Source organism: Pseudoalteromonas sp. S1727 (assembly GCF_005886375.1).
Lineage (GTDB): Bacteria > Pseudomonadota > Gammaproteobacteria > Enterobacterales > Alteromonadaceae > Pseudoalteromonas > Pseudoalteromonas haloplanktis.
Genome location: NZ_PNDT01000010.1, coordinates 45,423 through 63,287, shown reverse-complemented (window position 1 = coordinate 63,287; position 17,865 = coordinate 45,423). Strand labels below are relative to the sequence as shown.

General features: G+C 40.4%; 20 protein-coding genes. 10 read left to right on the top strand and 10 right to left on the bottom strand.

The window, feature by feature from the left end; translation table 11 throughout:
- Window positions 1-19 precede the first annotated feature (19 nt).
- Entirely contained in the window at window positions 20-733 is a 714-nt protein-coding gene (fadR, locus tag CWB85_RS02970) for a fatty acid metabolism transcriptional regulator FadR (protein ID WP_016708005.1), read from the top strand.
- On the opposite strand, the gene CWB85_RS02965 is transcribed toward fadR, so the two are convergent.
- Complete coding sequence (locus CWB85_RS02965) at window positions 730-876, bottom strand: hypothetical protein (protein WP_157589013.1); 147 nt, start codon at window positions 874-876, stop codon at window positions 730-732. The genes fadR and CWB85_RS02965 overlap by 4 nt on opposite strands.
- A 91-nt stretch (window positions 877-967) precedes the next feature.
- Here CWB85_RS02965 and CWB85_RS02960 point away from each other — a divergent pair, with 91 nt between their 5' ends.
- Window positions 968-1,573 carry a peroxiredoxin C gene (locus CWB85_RS02960; RefSeq protein WP_016708003.1) on the top strand — a complete coding sequence of 202 codons (606 nt, stop codon included), beginning with the start codon at window positions 968-970 and terminating at the stop codon, window positions 1,571-1,573.
- Between the two features lie 61 nt (window positions 1,574-1,634).
- Here the strand turns inward: CWB85_RS02960 and CWB85_RS02955 are convergent, their stop codons facing one another.
- The gene (locus CWB85_RS02955) at window positions 1,635-4,232 is read right to left on the bottom strand and encodes a TonB-dependent receptor (protein WP_138554059.1); all 2,598 of its coding nucleotides are present in this window, start codon (window positions 4,230-4,232) and stop codon (window positions 1,635-1,637) included.
- A 186-nt stretch (window positions 4,233-4,418) separates the two neighbouring features.
- Entirely contained in the window at window positions 4,419-4,895 is a 477-nt protein-coding gene (gene smpB / locus CWB85_RS02950; RefSeq protein ID WP_016708001.1) for an SsrA-binding protein SmpB, read from the bottom strand.
- A gap of 146 nt (window positions 4,896-5,041) precedes the next feature.
- Here smpB and CWB85_RS02945 point away from each other — a divergent pair, with 146 nt between their 5' ends.
- Entirely contained in the window at window positions 5,042-5,479 is a 438-nt protein-coding gene (locus CWB85_RS02945) for a type II toxin-antitoxin system RatA family toxin (protein WP_138554058.1), read from the top strand.
- Entirely contained in the window at window positions 5,479-5,811 is a 333-nt protein-coding gene (locus tag CWB85_RS02940) for an RnfH family protein (protein WP_138554101.1), read from the top strand. Before CWB85_RS02945 ends, CWB85_RS02940 begins: the two co-directional genes overlap by 1 nt.
- A gap of 57 nt (window positions 5,812-5,868) precedes the next feature.
- Here CWB85_RS02940 and CWB85_RS02935 read toward each other — a convergent pair whose 3' ends face one another.
- A complete protein-coding gene (locus CWB85_RS02935) occupies window positions 5,869-6,228 on the bottom strand; it encodes an outer membrane protein assembly factor BamE (protein WP_016707998.1) in 360 nt (119 codons plus the stop codon).
- A 119-nt stretch (window positions 6,229-6,347) separates the two neighbouring features.
- On the opposite strand from CWB85_RS02935, the gene CWB85_RS02930 reads away from it, so the two are divergent.
- Entirely contained in the window at window positions 6,348-6,668 is a 321-nt protein-coding gene (locus CWB85_RS02930) for a GIY-YIG nuclease family protein (protein ID WP_016707997.1), read from the top strand.
- On the opposite strand, the gene CWB85_RS02925 is transcribed toward CWB85_RS02930, so the two are convergent.
- From CWB85_RS02925 to ilvC, 4 genes are all read right to left on the bottom strand, one after another.
- Complete coding sequence (locus CWB85_RS02925) at window positions 6,643-7,386, bottom strand: M28 family peptidase (protein WP_244389593.1); 744 nt, start codon at window positions 7,384-7,386, stop codon at window positions 6,643-6,645. The two genes, CWB85_RS02930 and CWB85_RS02925, sit on opposite strands and share 26 nt — an antisense overlap.
- A gap of 166 nt (window positions 7,387-7,552) precedes the next feature.
- Window positions 7,553-8,752 (bottom strand): tetratricopeptide repeat protein, encoded by a 1,200-nt coding sequence (locus CWB85_RS02920; protein ID WP_138554057.1) that lies wholly within the window; start codon window positions 8,750-8,752, stop codon window positions 7,553-7,555.
- An 80-nt stretch (window positions 8,753-8,832) separates the two neighbouring features.
- Window positions 8,833-10,746, bottom strand: coding sequence for a methyl-accepting chemotaxis protein (locus CWB85_RS02915; RefSeq protein ID WP_138554056.1), 1,914 nt, complete (start codon window positions 10,744-10,746; stop codon window positions 8,833-8,835).
- Between the two features lie 197 nt (window positions 10,747-10,943).
- Entirely contained in the window at window positions 10,944-12,416 is a 1,473-nt protein-coding gene (ilvC, locus tag CWB85_RS02910) for a ketol-acid reductoisomerase (RefSeq protein WP_016707993.1), read from the bottom strand.
- 162 nt (window positions 12,417-12,578) lie between these two features.
- Here ilvC and ilvY point away from each other — a divergent pair, with 162 nt between their 5' ends.
- From ilvY to CWB85_RS02885, 5 genes are all read left to right on the top strand, one after another.
- Complete coding sequence (gene ilvY, locus CWB85_RS02905) at window positions 12,579-13,493, top strand: HTH-type transcriptional activator IlvY (RefSeq protein WP_016707992.1); 915 nt, start codon at window positions 12,579-12,581, stop codon at window positions 13,491-13,493.
- Window positions 13,494-13,650: 157 nt separating this feature from the next.
- A complete protein-coding gene (locus tag CWB85_RS02900) occupies window positions 13,651-14,508 on the top strand; it encodes a MipA/OmpV family protein (protein ID WP_502705314.1) in 858 nt (285 codons plus the stop codon).
- A gap of 1 nt (window position 14,509) precedes the next feature.
- Window positions 14,510-14,896 (top strand): DUF3019 domain-containing protein, encoded by a 387-nt coding sequence (locus CWB85_RS02895; RefSeq protein ID WP_016707990.1) that lies wholly within the window; start codon window positions 14,510-14,512, stop codon window positions 14,894-14,896.
- 14 nt (window positions 14,897-14,910) lie between these two features.
- Window positions 14,911-15,603, top strand: a complete 693-nt coding sequence (locus CWB85_RS02890) for a response regulator (RefSeq protein ID WP_016707989.1) — start codon at window positions 14,911-14,913, stop codon at window positions 15,601-15,603.
- Window positions 15,604-15,609: 6 nt separating this feature from the next.
- Window positions 15,610-16,845 carry an ATP-binding protein gene (locus tag CWB85_RS02885; protein ID WP_138554054.1) on the top strand — a complete coding sequence of 412 codons (1,236 nt, stop codon included), beginning with the start codon at window positions 15,610-15,612 and terminating at the stop codon, window positions 16,843-16,845.
- Between the two features lie 109 nt (window positions 16,846-16,954).
- Here the strand turns inward: CWB85_RS02885 and CWB85_RS02880 are convergent, their stop codons facing one another.
- Together CWB85_RS02880 and CWB85_RS02875 are read right to left on the bottom strand one after the other, a co-directional pair.
- On the bottom strand, window positions 16,955-17,179 hold the full coding sequence (locus tag CWB85_RS02880) for a DUF3820 family protein (protein WP_016707987.1): 225 nt from the start codon (window positions 17,177-17,179) through the stop codon (window positions 16,955-16,957).
- Between the two features lie 117 nt (window positions 17,180-17,296).
- Window positions 17,297-17,578: a hypothetical protein gene (locus CWB85_RS02875; RefSeq protein ID WP_016707986.1), complete on the bottom strand. Its 282-nt coding sequence runs from the start codon at window positions 17,576-17,578 to the stop codon at window positions 17,297-17,299.
- Between the last annotated feature and the right edge of the window lie 287 nt (window positions 17,579-17,865).

Sequence of the window (17,865 nt, the reverse complement as noted above, 5' to 3'; positions counted from 1 at the left end):
TAACTCGAGTGGGAATTGAATGAGAATTTTTAAAGCGAAAAGTCCAGCTGGATTTGCAGAAGAGTATATTGTTGAGTCAATTTGGAATGGGGATTTCCCTCCGGGTTCTATTCTTCCTGCTGAGCGCGAGTTATCAGAATTAATAGGTGTTACACGAACCACCTTACGTGAAGTATTGCAGCGTTTAGCCCGTGATGGTTGGCTGACAATTCAACATGGCAAGCCAACGCGTGTTAATAACTTCTGGGAAACATCAGGGCTTAATATTCTTGAAACATTAGCGCGTCTTGATGAAGATAAAATGCCAGAGCTGACAGACCAATTACTTTCTGCCCGCACTAATATTAGCGCTATTTATACTCGGGCGGCAATTAAACTGGCACCTGATAGAGTGATTGAAATTTTATCTCAAAGCGATGATCTTGAAGATAGTGCACAAGCATTTGCTGATTATGATTACAAAGTGCATCATGAGCTTGCGGTTGCTGGAAATAATCGTATTTATGTGCTTATTCTCAATGGTTTTAAAGGTTTTTACTCGAAAATTGGCTGTCATTACTTCTCAGATCCAGGCACTCGCCAACTAGCACGCCAGTTTTATAAAGACTTAACGATACTTGCTGAAAAACGTGAACATGATGGCGCTATTTCCATGATGCGTAAATATGGTCATCAAACAGGTGAGATTTGGCAAAAAATTCGTGGTGATATGCCCGAAAATATTATGGATTAGTAATCCCCACTGCTAAAAAAGCCTGCTTCAGCAGGCTTTTTTAATCCTTTCACGCCATGTTCTATATTTTCGATGGCCGACATCGGAAAATACGATTGTTCTTTTAAGTCACTAGTCTCTAAAATATTTTGACAATTATGCATGTCAGCCCTTGGTATTTTATTTTTAGATCCCATATTAAAGGCAAGCATTGCGTAAGCAATTAAAAGCAAACTCAAATATTTGGAGAATAAAATGGGTGTATTAGTAGGCCGCCAGGCACCAGACTTTACCGCTGCAGCAGTATTAGGTAACGGCGAGATCGTAGATAGCTACAATCTTCACGAAACAATCAAAGGTAAAAAAGCAGTTATCTTCTTTTACCCACTAGATTTCACTTTCGTATGTCCTTCTGAATTAATTGCTTTTGACAAGCGTTATGAAGAATTCCAAAAGCGTGGCGTTGAAGTAATTGGTGTTTCAATTGATTCACAATTCTCACACAACGCATGGCGTAACACGGCTGTTGCTGATGGTGGTATTGGCGCAGTTAAATATGCACTAGTTGCAGACGTTAAACACGAAATCTGTAAAGCGTATGATGTTGAGCATCCAGAAGCTGGCGTTGCGTTTCGTGGCTCATTCTTAATTGATGAAGAAGGTAACGTACGTCACCAAGTAGTAAATGACTTACCGCTAGGTCGTAACATCGATGAGATGCTACGCATGGTTGACGCGCTAGCGTTCCACAGCGAGCACGGTGAAGTATGTCCTGCTGGTTGGACTGAAGGTAAAAAAGGTATGGATGCAAGCCCTGCAGGCGTTGCTAAGTTCCTTTCTGAAAACGAAGGCGACCTATAATCTAGGCTCTTGTTTTTAATAAAAACCCGCCAAATGGCGGGTTTTTTGTTAGCGAGTAAAACTAGAAAGAAAACGACACTTTAGTGTAAATATAACGACCACGCGGATTATGTACTGCCGATACATAGCCATATAAATCACTATCGCCATCACCGATAGCAAATGGTGGCTCTTCATCAAATAAGTTATTTACACCAATCGAAATTTTGGTTGACTCGGTAATACGATAAGCCGTTTGCAAGTCAACTAGAACTTGCGAATCAACCATTCTCGATGCGTTGCTATCAAAATCCAGCGTGCCGTCAAAATCAATATCAGGGGTATCTTCAAACTCACCAATATAACTGATATTTACATTAGTATTGAATTCGCCAAGCTCCCAATTAGTTGAAAACATCCAACGATGTTCAGGGTAACCATATTCACCGGTATAATCGCGGTCATCTTTTTCAAACTTATCTTGGTATGCCCATTCTAAGTTGAACTTAAGTAAACCTAAATCATCTAATGAATGGTTATAATTTGCTGAGAAATCAACACCAGACACTTCCTGCGACGAGACATTCTCAAAAGTACTGTGAATTTTTTGGATCACCCCTAAACTTTGCCCACCTTGCGGAGGCAGGCGAACGCAGATGGTACTATTTTGGTTGTTACATTCTGCATCATAAATTGGGCCGAATGCCTGTTCATCGATTTTATTATCTTGAGTAATACTCCATACATCAATGCTAAAGCCAAGTTCAGCCATTGGCGCCCAAATAAAGCCAACGTTCCATGATTCAGACTCTTCAGCTTGTAAATCAGGGTTACCCGCAAATTGGATGTTGTAATCAAGAACACCACAATCTTCTCCTGTTGCAGCACAGCGGTAACTATCAATGAAGAACTGACTTTCTTCTGAAGGACCTAGGCCAATTTGTGCTAGTGAAGGGGCTCTAAAACCTTGTGCCCATGAGCCGCGAACGGTAATTTCATCGCTAGGAGCCCAGCGCAGTGCTACTTTAGGGTTTGTTGTGGTGCCAAAATCGCTATAATCATCGTAACGCCCAGCTAGTTGTAATTCTAAGCTATCCGCTAATGGAATAGAGAACTCAACATAGGCTGCGTACTGATCGCGCTCAGCGGCCGCAGACACGGACTCAGTACCAAAAATTAGGCCGCGTTGAAATTGATCATCTGGAATATCACTGACATCCTCTTCGCGGTACTCTATACCGGCTGCCATCATAACTATATTGTCACCAAAGCTAAACGCTTCCCCGGTAATGTTGGCATCAAATGAAGTCATATGTGATTCACCACGGCGAACTAAACTAGTGGTAATACGATCAATGACGGCAGGATCATTATAAGTGCCGCCAAAAGGGTTGTAGTTACCAGCATTTATTTCTTGCTGTAAAAAATCAGTTCTTACCCAGCCTTGAGTTCTATCGCCAGTTTGCATAGATTTACTACGGCCTTTTTGTACTGCAGCTTCCCAACTCCAATCGCTAATTTCGCCACGAAGGCCTGCAACAAAACGCAATGTATCAGATTCAATATCCCATTGACGGGCACCGGCATCTACTGTTCTGTAACGGCCTATTTCTATATCCTGGCCAAACGGGTTGTTAGGGTGACTTCCCGGAACTGTTAAACCTGCGTCTTCATCCAGTGGTGTTGGAGCACCTGCTGCAATCGAAGTATTATGTTGAACAGCCATTTCCATAAAAGCGGTTATTCCGTTATCAAAGTTATATTCAAACTGAGAAATAGCACCAACACGCTCAGAAGCAGGGGCAATATAGCCAAATGGGCCGTAATCGAATAAGCAACTGCCACTAGATGTGGCACTTTCAGCTGGACAATCTGGGTCGATAGTCTTTACGCCGTCAACGTAGAAATAACCAGGAAAGCCACGAGATGATCGAAAGTCTTCACCACCATTCGCTGTTTGATCGGCTGTGCCTAAGCGGCCCATTTCACTTGACGATAAAGAGGTGTTTTTAAAATAATCAACGATCACTGACGCGCTGCTTTTTTCGTTTGATGTCCCCCAAACAATACTTGCCGAGGTTTCTTCATAGTTAGGGCCGTCAGTGCCGCCGTAACCTAAATTCACTTCTAAACCATCGATATCTTTTTTCAAGATAATATTCACTACACCGGCAACGGCATCTGAACCATAAATTGCAGAGGCACCGTCTTTCAGAATATCAATACGCTCAATAGCCGAAACTGGGATGCTGTTGATATCAACAAATGAGTTAGTGATACTCTCAGCAAATGCGCTGATAGCCACTCGACGACCATTAATTAACACAAGCGTTGCATCTGCGCCAAGACCACGCAACGATACCGCCGCAGAGCCATTGGCTGTAGAATCTTGGTTGTTACCGCGGGTAGAGAATGTGCCATTGCCAGCAACAGGCATTCTTTCCAGTAACTGTTGTAGGTTGTCATAACCCATATTATCAATATCGGCGCGGCTAATTGATTGTACTGGGGAAGGGCCTTCAATATCAGTACGTTTTATTCGAGAGCCCGTGACTTCAATGCGTTCAACTGTTTTTGCTTCGTCAGCAGCAAGTGATTGAGAAGTATAACCTGCTGTTGAAAGTGCCAGAGTTACACAAGCGGTGAGCTTTGGTTTAAATGGGAGTATTCTGTTCTTCATCCTTAAATCCTTGTTGTCATGATAATTATAATTGGTACTGAAACCGGTAACATGAATATCATGTAATTATTATGTTATCAAGTTGTTTAAATTTGGGGCTGTAATCAATACAGTTACTAAGAGTTTTTAAGGAAGAAAATAAAAACGCCTAACTGAGTTAGGCGTTTTTAGGGGGTAAGATGTATATTAAACTTTGTGCTTCATTAACCGTTCTTTTTCGCGAGACCAGTCTTTGTTTTTGCCGTCTTCGCGTTTGTCATGCATTTTTTTACCTTTACCTAAGTGGAACTCTAGTTTCACCCAGCATTTTTTCCAATACATGGCAGTGGCGATCAATGAATAGCCATCGCGCTCAGTTGCACCAACTAAACGGTCTAGCTCGCGTCTGCTTAATAATAACTTGCGATAACGTAATGGATCGCAAATAACATGGGTTGAAGCGCTATTGAGTGGCTGTATTTGACTGCCAAGCAAAAACGCTTCGCCATTTTTAAGGTGAATGTACGTTTCAGAGATGTTTACTTTGCCCGCTCGGATGCTTTTTACTTCCCAGCCTTGCAGTTCAACACCTGCCTCAAACTTGTCGTGTAAAAAATACTCATGACGCGCCTTTTTATTGAGCGCGATAGTATTACTTGTCGATTTAGAATTTTTCTTAGCCATAGTGGCCCATATTATACGTAAAGCTCTGCTTTTTACATCGATTTTTTATTTTTGCCTGTAAAAAAATGTCTGTAAATAAAGCGCCAGGAAAGTTTGGGGAAAAACGCAAAGCTTGCTAAAATTCGCCCACACAGTTGGGAGTGAGTATGCCACAAATAGAAAAAAGTGCGCTAGTAATGTATAGCAGCAAAGAAATGTTTGATTTAGTCAATGATGTGGATGCTTATCCTGAGTTTTTACCCCATTGCTCAGATGCGAAAGTTATCGCTTTGCAAGACAATACCATGACCGCCAGTTTAGAAATCTCTAAAGCAGGCATAAAAAAATGGTTTACGACAGAAAACACATTTGAAGACGAAAATACCGTGATATTGCGTTTAGTGGATGGCCCATTTAAAGCGCTACAAGGGCGTTGGCATTTTCAAGTGTTAGATGATAATGCCTGTAAAGTTCAGTTACAGCTTGAGTTTGAATTTGCCAGTAAGCTTATTGAGCTGGCATTTGGTAGAGTATTTAATGATGTTGCAAAAAACATGGTAAATGCCTTTACTCAGCGAGCGAAACAAGTATATGGACCACGATGATGATAAAAGTTGAAGTAGTATATGCGTTGCCAACAACCGCAACCAGTTTACTCGTTGAAGTGCCAGCAGGGACAACGGCTGAAGAGGCTGTGATCCAATCAGGTATTCTTGCTAAGTGCCCAGAGATTGATGGTTTAGCACTTACCTTAGGTATTTGGAATCGTACCTGTAAGCTTAACCAAGTGGTTGAGGATGGTGACCGAATTGAAATTTATCGACCTTTAATTGCAGACCCTAAAGACGCGAGGCGTAAACGTGCTGAAAAAGCCAAAGATGAAGGCCGTGCAAATAAGATTACCGGCGGACGACCACTTGATAAAGCGAAGCAGTAAAACGAAAAAGGTTAGCTGTAGCTAACCTTTTTGTTATCATTTTGTGCACTTTTCGCACTACTGTTCAAGCGGAGTGTTAAACTCAGCTGGTTGTTCATAGTCACCGCTAATTGACTGCAGTTTTTCATTTTCAAATACAACCGTCAGTGATTTGCGTTGTTCATTATCACGGCCAAGGTTAAAAGAGTATAAATAGTGCCACGTGTTTTTATCGAAAGCGTCTTCAGCAACGGGTTTGCCTAATACATAAAGTACTTGCTCTCGGGTCATGCTGACGCGAAGTTTATCAACATCGCTTTGTTCTAAAAAGTTACCTTGTGGGATATTGATACGATAAACCCAACTAGAACAACCTGCGGTTGCACTTAATGTGAGAGCAACGATAAGCCAAAGGGAAAAAGTTTTTAACGACTGCATTGTTTGTTTGGATCCTTATTTTTTATAAACTGCATGATACCGATTAGTCACTTAAGGTAAAACCCTTTTAGGCAATTGTTTGTGACTTAATTTTAACTATTGATGTTTGGAGCATAATTTTGACCTCGCAGTCAGCTAAAAGTTTAACTAACGCGAGAAATAGTACACAAATCAATATCGCGATTTGGTCGCTTTATATTGTACAAACTCGTTTCGGCCATTGGTATACAGGGATCAGTACAAATGTAGCGAAACGTTTTGCTACACATCAGGCCGGTAAGGGAGCCAAAAACTTAAAAGGAAAAGGGCCGTTGATACTCATTTATCAATGTGAAGTGGGCTCTCGAAGTGAGGCGACAAAGCTTGAAATAAAAATTAAACAATTAAGCAAAGCGCAAAAACGCGAATTTGTTGCTACTGGGCAGCTTCCGTCAGTTTAGTCATATCAAGTTGCTGAATAAATTGTGTAATATAATTGACCGCCTCAATGTATAAGTTTTGATCAATATTACTTAGCAGATCAGAGCGTTGGTGGTGATGCGGATCATAACCCATCCCAAAGTAGATATAAGCAAACCCTGCTTTAGCAAAAGCATAATGGTCGCTTGCTCGGCGCCAATCTATATTACTTCCTTGATTGAGCCGGTTCATCGTATTAGCGGAACTGGTAACTTTAATCTTTATCGTATCGCTGGTGATAGCAGATAATTGACTTTGTAATGCATGGCGCTGTGCATAGGATGTAAATGCGTACAAGGTCTTATCTGCTCTACTCACGGCTAACATATCTAAATTAATGTTGAGTATGGTGACGGAATCGTCAGGGGGTAACTGGCTTACAAAAAATTTTGCCCCATGTAAGCCATTTTCCTCAGCATCGGTTGCAACAAAACTAATTTGAAAGGGTAGGATTGTTTCAGCAAACTGTGCAGCTAAAAATAGTAACGCGCTAACACCACTGGCATTGTCATTGGCGCCAGCATATAAGCTATCACCTTGCTTACCTAAATGATCGTAATGAGCTGTGAGTATCACATGAGCTTTGACGGGGTGTGAGGGCATTAAAGTGGCCACTACATTCTGCCCTGACATTTCAGTAAAAAAACCAGCGGTATAGCTAAACGGTTGTAACTGACTTTGATAGCCAAGTTGCTGCAAGCGTCGATTAATATACTCAGCGCTGGCAACGGCATCAGGCGTATTAGTTTTACGGCCATTTAAGGCCGCTGAGCTTAGGTAATTTAAGTCACAAATGAGTTGCTGGTTTGCATTGTTTGCATAAGCGGTAACAGAAAATAGAATACTCAGGATCAGAATAATTAGCTTAATGGTTATCCACCTTGGCAGTCATTTCACTGAGAGCCTGTAGTTTATTTTGATAACGCTGTTTGTCGTGATCAAAATCAGCGTACTTATTAGCAAAACGCAGTTGCATATATGCTTGCTTAAAATCACCTAATTGATAATAGGTACGTGCCAAACCAAAGTAGCTATCATGGATCTGTCTATCAATAAGTTTGGCTTTGTTAAAGTGTTTAATAGCATCTTGATAGTTTTTAATCAGGTACGCATCGTTACCTAAAGCAACATGATAATAGGGATTAGTTTGACGTTTTAAGTCAAGCTTAGTCAAAATCTCATCAGCAAGCTCACCTCTTTCGGTAAGTTGATACAGCAGTGCTAAATTGCCCAGTGCAGTGTTATTGTCAGGGTTTAGTGCTATTGCAAAGTTATAGGCTAGTTCGGCGTTCGCGTATTGTGAATGTAAGCGCAGCAACACCGCTAAGTTCCCCCAAGCACCAGAGTAATTTTCATCGCTTTTTGTGGCTGCTAAAAAGTAGCTGTAGGCTAAGTCGTACAGACCATTTAGCATCGCTGTTGCGCCTTTGTTATTATAAAACATAGCTGTAATTCGCTGCTTTGTGATTGGTGTTGTTTTAAACTTCTCACTACGCGAGTTAAGATCAAAGTCAATAATGAGTGAGTTTTCATTATTATAAAGGTAAGTAACATTGCTGCTGGTAGAAGTATTACGTTGCTGCTTAACCACTAAGTTTATATGCCCAGTTAATAAATTATAGCCGTTACTTACTGCCCAATACTCTGGAATATGCACTGTCTGAAATTGTCCGTGTAGGCCTAAATATTCCGCCATGCTATAAGCTAAAATTGATAAAGATAAACAATTGGCGTTTAAATCATTGTATGCTTGATTGGCTGTTAAGGTCGCCCCAGCTTGATATGATAATGATGCATCACCATTTTCTAGTAAAAAGTTTAACAATTTCTTAGTGTTATTTAGATTGCGCTTATTACTTGGAAAGGCTAAATCAAGCTGTTGAGTTATTTTATCGTTTAAAGCGAATATTTCAGCATGGCTCTCTACTGGGTAGACAGTGAAGGATGGATTATTTGCCACTATCGGTGCAGTGAGTAATGGGATATTAGATGTATTAGTGCAAGCTGATAAAAAGCACAATACGCAAATAACGGCTAACTTAGAAGAGCTAGTTAATGTTGTCATAATCACACCCCAACTAAATACTGACTTATTAAGTTTAGTCTATTTTTAGTTGGCGTGGATTTTAACTGTTACAAACTGTGTCAGTGTTTTTCAAAGGTGGCAACTAAGCGCGCTAATGTTTGTGCACTTGTGGCGAGCCCTTTTATTGCTTGTTCGGTATCAATTTGCTCACGCATTGCTATGTCACTTATCTCACTAATTTGCTCAATATTACGTCCCACATCTGCAACTACGCTACTTTGCTCTTCAGTGGCGGTAGCAATTAATGTGGCCATATCATTGATCTCATTAGCTGTATTGGTAATTTCATCAAGCAACTGCACAGAGTTTTGCATCGCCGATACGCTGTGTTGTGCCTTGGTTTTTGACTGGGCAATGTGTTCTACTACATTTGTTGCTGTTGTTGCCAGCTCTTCAATCATAGTTTGAATTTCGGTAGTTGACTGCGATGTCCGATTAGCCAGTGCCCTTACTTCATCAGCGACGACAGCAAAGCCTCTACCGTGCTCTCCAGCCCGAGCAGACTCAATAGCGGCATTAAGTGCTAATAAATTTGTTTGCTCTGAGATACCGCGAATAGAGTCAACGATACTCGCAATTGTTTGGGTTTTATTTGCAAGCTCGCTGACTTGCCCTGTAATTGTATCTATTTCACTGGCAAGCGCCGTAATACTTTGCTGGCTTTGCATTACTTGCTGGTGGCTTTGTAACGTTGTTGCTTTACTGTCTTCGGTAAGTTTTGCTGCGGTTGCGGCGCTGTGGGCAATTTCTTGTACCGTGGCTCCCATTTCGTTGATAGCCGCTGCAACTGAAATTGTTTGCACTTTTTGATTGTCCATCGCTTGAGAATTGCGTTTAGCTTGAGTAAAGACCTGATCTGAGCTTTGACGAATTTCTAAACTCTCGTGCGATACTTGAGCAATTGCAGTTTCAATTTTATTAATGAACTGATTAAATCCATTTCCCAACGCGGCTAGCTCTGGTTGCTCACTGTGTGGTAAGCGATAGGCTAAATTCGCATCGCCAGAACCTAAACGGGTGAATAACTCTGCCATTTTTGACAGTGGTGAAGCTAAGGAGCGGGCAAGTAAAAAACTGATCACACATGCAAGTAGTGCAATAACAATGGCGAAACTTAAAATTTGCCATTGTAAGGTTGTGATCCCAGCAAATACTTCATTTTTTGACACCTGAGCAATCACATATAGCTGCGTATTTTTTATCGGGCTGGCTGCTATGAAAAATGTATCGCCATTGAGTTCAACTTCTTGTAAGTTAAACTCATTATTAGTTAATAACCGACGACTAACTTGCGTACCATACAAAGAATCTAGGCTTGTTTTGCCCACAATGTTGGCATCTTGGTGGAGTTTAATCGAGCCGTCATTGTCAGCTATAAATACAAAACCAGTTTGCTCGATTGTAAATTTATTTAGCAGCGCTTGCATATCATCAATACTTTTCGCAAGCCCTGTTAAGCCAATACCATTTGTTTGCTGATGATTAACAAACATTTTCATATCACCATTAGGTTCTTGGTACAGACTAATAGAGTAGGGGAGTTGCGAATTTTTAAAATCAAAAAACCAATTATCTTGTTGGCGATCTAATACACGTAAAAAGCCCTCTTGATTCCAATACTGTGCTGTATCGCGATTAGCCCACGAAGCTGTAGCGAGGTCGTATTGTTTTACCACTCGGTTTAACTCAGTGACTAACGTTTGATCATTGCTATTGCCACTTTTTGCCCATTCTAAAATAAACGTGTTACTCGATAATTGCTCCGCAGCGCTGAGTAATTTATTAATTTCTAGACTAATGTAATTATCGATCGCCTGTAATTTACTGGGGAGTTCTGATTGGATCATGCGTTGTTCAATAATCGTTTTGGCTGATAACAGTGCGGTGATCCCGATTAAGCTGGCAACAGATAACGCAATTATGATCCCAAGCATCGTGATTTTTCGGGTGATAGTAAGACGTTGATAAGACATTGTGGGTACTAAAGTTACAAACTATTGGGTACATTTTAGCATGGTTTTTGCTGATTGTTCTATAACCAAATAGAGTAATAACTCACGAAGCAACTTAATCAAGGTTTTGGTTTAATTGTAAACACAATAGAAAAAGCCCACTGCATTTAGCATGTGGGCTTGGTTTCTAACAAGCGAAACTTTTATTGTCCAGGGTATTAAACAATCTTTTTCATCGCAGACATATAGCCGCGTAACTTAGTACCAATGATTTCAACCGGGTGCTCACGCAGCGATTTGTTGATGGCAATTAAGGTTTGGTTATCAACATGGTTACAACGCTCACCTAAACCGCGACCAATAACATCGGTGTCGATATTTTGCATAAAGTCTTGCAACAGTGGTAAGCATGCATGGTTATATAAGTAACAGCCATATTCAGCAGTATCGGAAATGGTACGATTCATTTCGAATAATTTTTTACGTGCAATGGTGTTAGCAATTAAAGGTGTTTCATGCAGTGACTCATAATATGCAGATTCAGCAATAATGCCTGCAGCTGTCATAGTTTCAAACGCAAGTTCAACACCAGCTTTAACCATTGCAACCATTAGAATACCGTTATCGAAAAACTCTTGCTCAGTGATTTCAACATCACCAGCAGGGGTCTTTTCAAAATTAGTTTCAGCAGTTTCAGCACGCCATTTTAATAGGTTTGCATCATCATTTGCCCAATCTTCCATCATTACACGAGAGAATGTGCCGTCGATGATGTCGTCCTGATGTTTGTTATAAAGTGGACGCATGATGACTTTTAATTCTTCACTTAATTCAAACGCTTTCACTTTTGCAGGGTTTGATAGACGGTCAAGCATATTGGTAACACCACCATATTTAAGTGCTTCGGTGATCACTTCCCAACCATATTGAATAAGTTTTGACGCGTAACCTGCATCAATGCCTTTTTCAATCATTTTATCAAAACATAAGATTGAGCCTGTTTGTAACATACCGCAAAGGATGGTTTGTTCGCCCATTAAATCAGACTTAACTTCAGCAATAAATGATGATTTTAATACCCCTGCACGGTGGCCACCGGTGCCAGCAGCGTAGGCTTTCGCTTGCGCTAAACCATGCCCTTGTGGGTCATTTTCAGGATGAACAGCGATAAGTGTTGGTACACCAAAACCGCGTTTATATTCTTCACGTACTTCAGAGCCTGGACACTTAGGGGCAACCATAATAACAGTGATGTCTTCGCGTATTTGCATACCTTCTTCAACAATGTTGAAACCATGTGAGTACGCAAGCGTTGAGCCTTGTTTCATCATAGGCATGATTGCATTTACGACGGCTGTATGTTGCTTATCAGGTGTTAGGTTTAAAACTACATCAGCAGTTGGGATCAACTCTTCGTAAGTGCCAACAGTAAAACCATTTTCTGATGCATTTAAAAATGATTGACGACGTTCGCTAATCGCGGAATCACGTAATGTGTATGATACATCTAAGCCCGAATCACGTAAGTTAAGGCCTTGGTTTAAACCTTGTGCGCCACAACCAACAATCACTAACTTTTTACCTTTAAGTGCATCAACGCCATCGGCAAATTCAGCCGGGTCCATAAATTCACATTGTGCTAGTTGTGCTAGCTGCTCACGTAAAGGAAGAGTATTAAAATAATTCGCCATTGTTAGTATCCTATCTATTTCATATTTTGTTAGATGCAAAGCATTTTGCCTTGCTTAAAGCTACCATAAGGAAAATTTAGCCTTGCGTAAAATGATATATTTGCATTAGAGTATTTCATAAAATGAAACATGGTGATTTTAGAATGCCAATGAGAGAGTCGAATGGATCATAAACGCTTACATTACTTTTTAGCTTTAGCGAAAACTTTGCATTTTGCTCGGGCAAGTGAACTTTGTCATATTAGTGCGCCAACACTTAGTCGTAATATTAAACAGCTCGAAGATGAAGTGGGAGTAACCTTATTCAGCCGTGATAATCGCAGTGTAAAGTTAACCCGCGAGGGAGAATCGTTTATTGATTATGCAAATGCGACCTTGACTAACTGGCAGCGTTTTCGCTCGAATGTACAAGATCCGGAGCAGACTATTTATGGAAAAGTGAGCATTTATTGCTCGGTTACGGCATCTTATAGTTTTTTACATCACATGTTAGAGCAATTGCGTTTGCAACATCAGCATATTGAAATAAAACTCAATACCGGCGATCCGGCTGTTGCCATTAATCGTGTACTGGATGGCCATGAAGCTATGGCAATTGCTGCGAAACCCGATAAGTTACCTGCACAAATTGCATTTGCGAGTATTGGTTATTCGTCCTTGGTGTTTATAGCCCCGCGCAATGCATCATTAATCACGCAAAAGCTGGCTCAGTTTGGCGATAAAATTGATTGGTCTGAACTGGAGTTTATAGTACCGGAGCAGGGGTTTACCCGTCAGCGGTTAGAGCAATGGTGGCGTAAACATGGTATTAACGCCAAGATATACGCACAAGTGGCAGGACATGAAGCGATGGTATCTATGGTGAGCTTAGGCTTAGGTATTGCCATGGTGCCAAAAATTGTATTAGATAATAGCCCGTTGAAAGACCGTGTGCAGATTTTAAGCGATCAAAAAGAAGCGCCACCCGGTTTTGAAATTGGTTTGGCTGTGTTACATAAAGCATTACCTGACGCGGCATTAAAGGCGTTGTGGGAAATCGCGCAATCGTTAAAAGATGTCAATAGCTTAGGTAATTGATTTATGCCTTAAAGGCTTGCCTGATAACCGTCGAGTTTACCTGAAATAAACCCACATGTATCAAAAGTGTAAATGATTGTAATCAGCTAGGGATTAGTTATTAATAGCTTGCTATTATAGGCCACTAGCTTGGGCTTTCTTGGCATAAATAATAATAATGAAGTTGAATATTTATACTCATATTGTACTTTGCATGTCTCTTTGGCTTGCTACGCCTTGTGTTGCGCAGCAGTCAGAAACGGACCCTGTGCAAAACATCACTACGGATCAGTGGCATTTGAGTCTTAATTTTGGCTTAGGTGTGATGAGTAATCCGTTATCCGGCGGAGATGATCTCCCTTTGGTCGTGATCCCTGAAGTAGCTTATTATGGCGAACAATTCTTTTTTGATAACGGTCGCCTAGGTTATAGCCTGACAGAAGATGCTTCGCATGTATTTAATATCGTAAGTGAATTTAATCCAGAAACGCGGTTTTTTGTAGATTGGCATCCTAGCAATATTTTTCCATTAACGTCTGCTAATTCATTAGCAACGAGTAATAATGAATTACAAATTCAACAGCCTCGACTTGAAATTGCTCAGTTAGAGAAACGTAAATGGGCACTTGATGCAGGCGTGAGCTATCATTATGTGAACCAGCAACATGTTTTTTCAGTACAGACATTAGCAGATATATCTGGTGTTTATGAAGGCTGGCGTGCAGCATTGCAATGGCAAATGCATAACAACATTGGTGAACTTGCTATTAAACCAAGTATAGGGATTTGGTATAAATCGGCAGCACTGAATACGTATTTTTATGGTGTAAAGGAAAAAGAGTCTTCAACGGGTGCAATTGAGGTTGGTAGTAGCTGGCAGCCTTATGCTAAAATAGATGCCCGTTGGCCATTTAATGGCACCAACTCTTTGCGTTTCCATTTGGCTTATTATGATTATTCGGCCTTAGATGACAGTCCGCTGTTTGAGCAAACGTATTCCATGACTGCCTTTATAGGATTCGATCATATTTTTTAATATGAAGTATTTACAACTTGGTGTGTGCATCGTTTTTTTGCTAGCTTGGCCAAAGCAGGCGGTCGCAAAAAAAGATATATTAACAGTATCCCCAAAAGTCTGTGTGGTTTCCGAACAACAAGAATTCTGTGATCTTGATTTGAAATTTGCTCTAAATATACCCTATAAAATGGATGTATGTTTGTATCATGAACAGCAACAAATACAATGTTGGCAACAAGTTACCACAGAGCACTTCAATCATAAAGCGCGTGTTCAGGTTGAAACAATATACTCCCTAATTAATCCTCACACGGATGAACTGCTGGCGACAACACGTATTGAAGTACAGAGTACTCGCGCTAAAACCACTCGGCGCAGATTACGTTCACCGTGGAGCTTTTTTTAATCTTGGAGCTGCAAATGGCAAAGATCTTACTTGTAGAAGATGATTTAGGGTTACAGCAATTAACTCGTGATTATCTTGAAAATAATGGCCTTGAAGTGGCGGTGTTAGACCGTGGCGATGAAGTATTTACTTATCTAGAGAACAATCCTGTTGATTTAATGATCCTTGACGTTATGCTACCTGGTAAAGATGGCTTTAGTGTTTGCCGACAAGTGCGCGACAAATTTAGTCTCCCTATATTGATGTTAACTGCTAAAGGTGAAGACTTTGACCAGGTGATCGGTTTAGAGTTAGGTGCAGACGATTATGTTATCAAGCCCGCGGAACCAAGAGTATTACTAGCCCGTATTAGCGCACTTCTACGTCGCGGGCAAGCCTCAGTAAAAGCGCCAGAAGAACTACAATTTGGTGATTTAGCGATTGATAAAACCAGTCGTATTGTGCGATTAAAAAATAACGAAATTACACTTACTTCCCATGAATTTGAACTACTTTGGTTATTAGCTTCAAATGCAGGTGAAGTATTGAGTCGCGAACATGTACATCAACACATGATAGGCCGCCAGTATGATGGCTTAGATCGTACCGTTGACGTTCGTGTATCGCGGATTCGTAAGAAGCTCGGTGATAACAGCGATAAACCTTACCGCATAAAAACGGTTTGGGGGCAAGGCTATCTATTTGTTTCCGACGCTTGGGGTATGTAACTGTTAATGGGGAAACTATTCGCAAGTTTATATTTGTATATTATAGTTTCCCTGTTTTTAGTCAGTGGGGTGATTGAACAACTTTGGCCTTACGAAGATACCCAACAGCAGCTTTCACTCGACGATGAGTTTGGCCAATCTCTTTGGCTATTAACACAAAGTCCTGAAGGCCTTGACAACATCGCTTTGCGATTTGACAGCGAAATAGTTCAAAAGCAAGACCTCATGCTGCCTACAGAGCAACAGCAAGAACTCACCCAGAACCACTATATTTATGTATTTGATCAGCAGCAACGCGCTATTTGGTATATTACACTGGGTGATGAGAAATTATTGCAGGTGGGGCCAATTGTTGTCGCTTCGCCTGTATTTCCATCGGTTTGGCCATATTTGTTACTGCTTTGTGTAGTAGGCATTCCGGTCGGTTTGTGGAGTTTTTTGTTATGGCGCGACTTTGCCAAATTACGTTTGGCGTGTGAAGCTGTTGATGGTTCGCAAGATTTTGAATTGAGCGAGACCTCTAAATCGTTCTTCTTACCAATCACAGATACGTTAAATGCAATGCAGCAGCGCATACAGCATTTATTAACCGCGCAGCAAGAACTGACATCATCAGTTTCACATGAATTTAGAACACCACTGGCCCGCTTAAAATTTGCTTTAGCTATGCTAGAAGATAGAGTGACTGATGAAAAAGCATTTGATTATATTGATAATATGCAACAAGATATTATCGAGTTAGAGTCGCTAGTTAAAGAAATGCTCGATTATGCTCGCCTTGATAGCCAACAACCAAATCTGAAAGTACAGACATGTAATCTAGTGCAATTGTTAGAAAGTGTTATTGCTAAGCTTGATTTTGCAACCCAGATCCAACTTAATACACAGCTACCGCAACAGTGCACATACGTTTGTGATAGTCATTTTATTGCTCGTTGTGTACAAAATTTAGTAGGCAATGCACTTAAATATGCCCGCCATGAGGTAAGGGTCAGCCTTATAGAAAATGCCCAGCAAGTAATTATAAGTGTCGAAGATGATGGTCCCGGCATAGAGCAAGAGCAGTGGGATATGGTATTTAAACCCTTTGCCCGACTTGATAAAAGTCGCGATAAAAAAACCGGTGGCTTCGGGCTCGGTTTAGCAATTGTGGCAAAAATAGTTTCTTGGCATCAAGGGAGTTGCGAATTATCACATTCGCAGCTCGGTGGGGCTAAATTTACGATTAGCTTACCTAAGTAAGATATAGCGAAAAAAAAAGCGCCATCAAGGCGCTTTTCAACGGTTAAAACCAAAATCAACAAGTAGCAATATAATAGACCGGCTAAATGTTGCTAAGTTCCATAATTTTTTAATTTCTTTTTTTATTTTCTAATAACGGCATCAGCATTTCTTCTAGACCATTGAGCTTTACTTCATACATCATCGCTAATTGTGCACCTAAGGTTCCATGAGGAAAACCTTGTTGCTTAAACCAGACTAAATATGGCTCAGGTAATAACAATAACGGACGACCAGCATATTTCCCAAATGGCATTTTAGTATTGATCGCTATTTTTAAAAGTTCGGGATCCATAACAGGACTTTGATTGCTAGTTCAGGTAAGTAGTGTATTACAAATGAGGGGAAGAAAATAGGCTGTGACGGGCATGAAACAGCCTATTTAATGAGGGAAGTAGGCCCTCATTATTTACTAGTGGATTTGATGTTGTTGTTTTTTAGAAAATCCGAGTTGTTCGAGTCTGTTTATAATTGATGGATCATCAATGCGATTTGGAGTTTCGCTGTCACGCAAAAAATGATCTTCTGGTACTTGGTACGCATCAAGCATTTTTTGGAATAATACAGCGCGCATTGTTAACGCTGTCATCCCATTTCTTTGTATTTCATCAAGGCGATTTTGAAGTTCAACCAGTTTTGGATTGGTTAAATCATCCGCCACGGCTTGAAACTTTGTAGCAAACTTATTTTTCATCTAAAAACCTTATTTAATAGCAAAGAGTAAAGTGTTGATGAATACGTATGTTAAAGCATGGCAAAGTTATTTTTGTGCTAAAAAGAGATACTTACGGATTAACCAACAAACGCAGTGTACTCTTTTTTCATGGCTAAATGCTAATCTGGATGTAAAGCTTTGTAAATGCGCTTGACTCTTATTTAGGAACCATTAAAGAGTTGTTTTAGACGTCTAGATGTAAGGTTATGATAATTAGATGAAAATAGTTCTCAGTACCTAGCCTGATACTGAGAACGATATTTACA

Coding starts and splice junctions, on each gene's coding strand:
- CWB85_RS02885 (WP_138554054.1), top strand. CDS start 15,610: ATGGGGAAACTATTCGCAAGTTTATATTTGTATATTATAGTTTCCCTG.
- CWB85_RS02935 (WP_016707998.1), bottom strand. CDS start 6,228: ATGCAGTCGTTAAAAACTTTTTCCCTTTGGCTTATCGTTGCTCTCACA.
- CWB85_RS02940 (WP_138554101.1), top strand. CDS start 5,479: ATGATAAAAGTTGAAGTAGTATATGCGTTGCCAACAACCGCAACCAGT.
- CWB85_RS02960 (WP_016708003.1), top strand. CDS start 968: ATGGGTGTATTAGTAGGCCGCCAGGCACCAGACTTTACCGCTGCAGCA.
- CWB85_RS02890 (WP_016707989.1), top strand. CDS start 14,911: ATGGCAAAGATCTTACTTGTAGAAGATGATTTAGGGTTACAGCAATTA.
- ilvC (WP_016707993.1), bottom strand. CDS start 12,416: ATGGCGAATTATTTTAATACTCTTCCTTTACGTGAGCAGCTAGCACAA.
- ilvY (WP_016707992.1), top strand. CDS start 12,579: ATGGATCATAAACGCTTACATTACTTTTTAGCTTTAGCGAAAACTTTG.
- CWB85_RS02955 (WP_138554059.1), bottom strand. CDS start 4,232: ATGAAGAACAGAATACTCCCATTTAAACCAAAGCTCACCGCTTGTGTA.
- CWB85_RS02900 (WP_502705314.1), top strand. CDS start 13,651: ATGAAGTTGAATATTTATACTCATATTGTACTTTGCATGTCTCTTTGG.
- CWB85_RS02920 (WP_138554057.1), bottom strand. CDS start 8,752: ATGACAACATTAACTAGCTCTTCTAAGTTAGCCGTTATTTGCGTATTG.
- CWB85_RS02875 (WP_016707986.1), bottom strand. CDS start 17,578: ATGAAAAATAAGTTTGCTACAAAGTTTCAAGCCGTGGCGGATGATTTA.
- CWB85_RS02880 (WP_016707987.1), bottom strand. CDS start 17,179: ATGGATCCCGAACTTTTAAAAATAGCGATCAATACTAAAATGCCATTT.
- CWB85_RS02895 (WP_016707990.1), top strand. CDS start 14,510: ATGAAGTATTTACAACTTGGTGTGTGCATCGTTTTTTTGCTAGCTTGG.
- CWB85_RS02965 (WP_157589013.1), bottom strand. CDS start 876: ATGCATAATTGTCAAAATATTTTAGAGACTAGTGACTTAAAAGAACAA.
- CWB85_RS02945 (WP_138554058.1), top strand. CDS start 5,042: ATGCCACAAATAGAAAAAAGTGCGCTAGTAATGTATAGCAGCAAAGAA.
- CWB85_RS02915 (WP_138554056.1), bottom strand. CDS start 10,746: ATGTCTTATCAACGTCTTACTATCACCCGAAAAATCACGATGCTTGGG.
- fadR (WP_016708005.1), top strand. CDS start 20: ATGAGAATTTTTAAAGCGAAAAGTCCAGCTGGATTTGCAGAAGAGTAT.
- smpB (WP_016708001.1), bottom strand. CDS start 4,895: ATGGCTAAGAAAAATTCTAAATCGACAAGTAATACTATCGCGCTCAAT.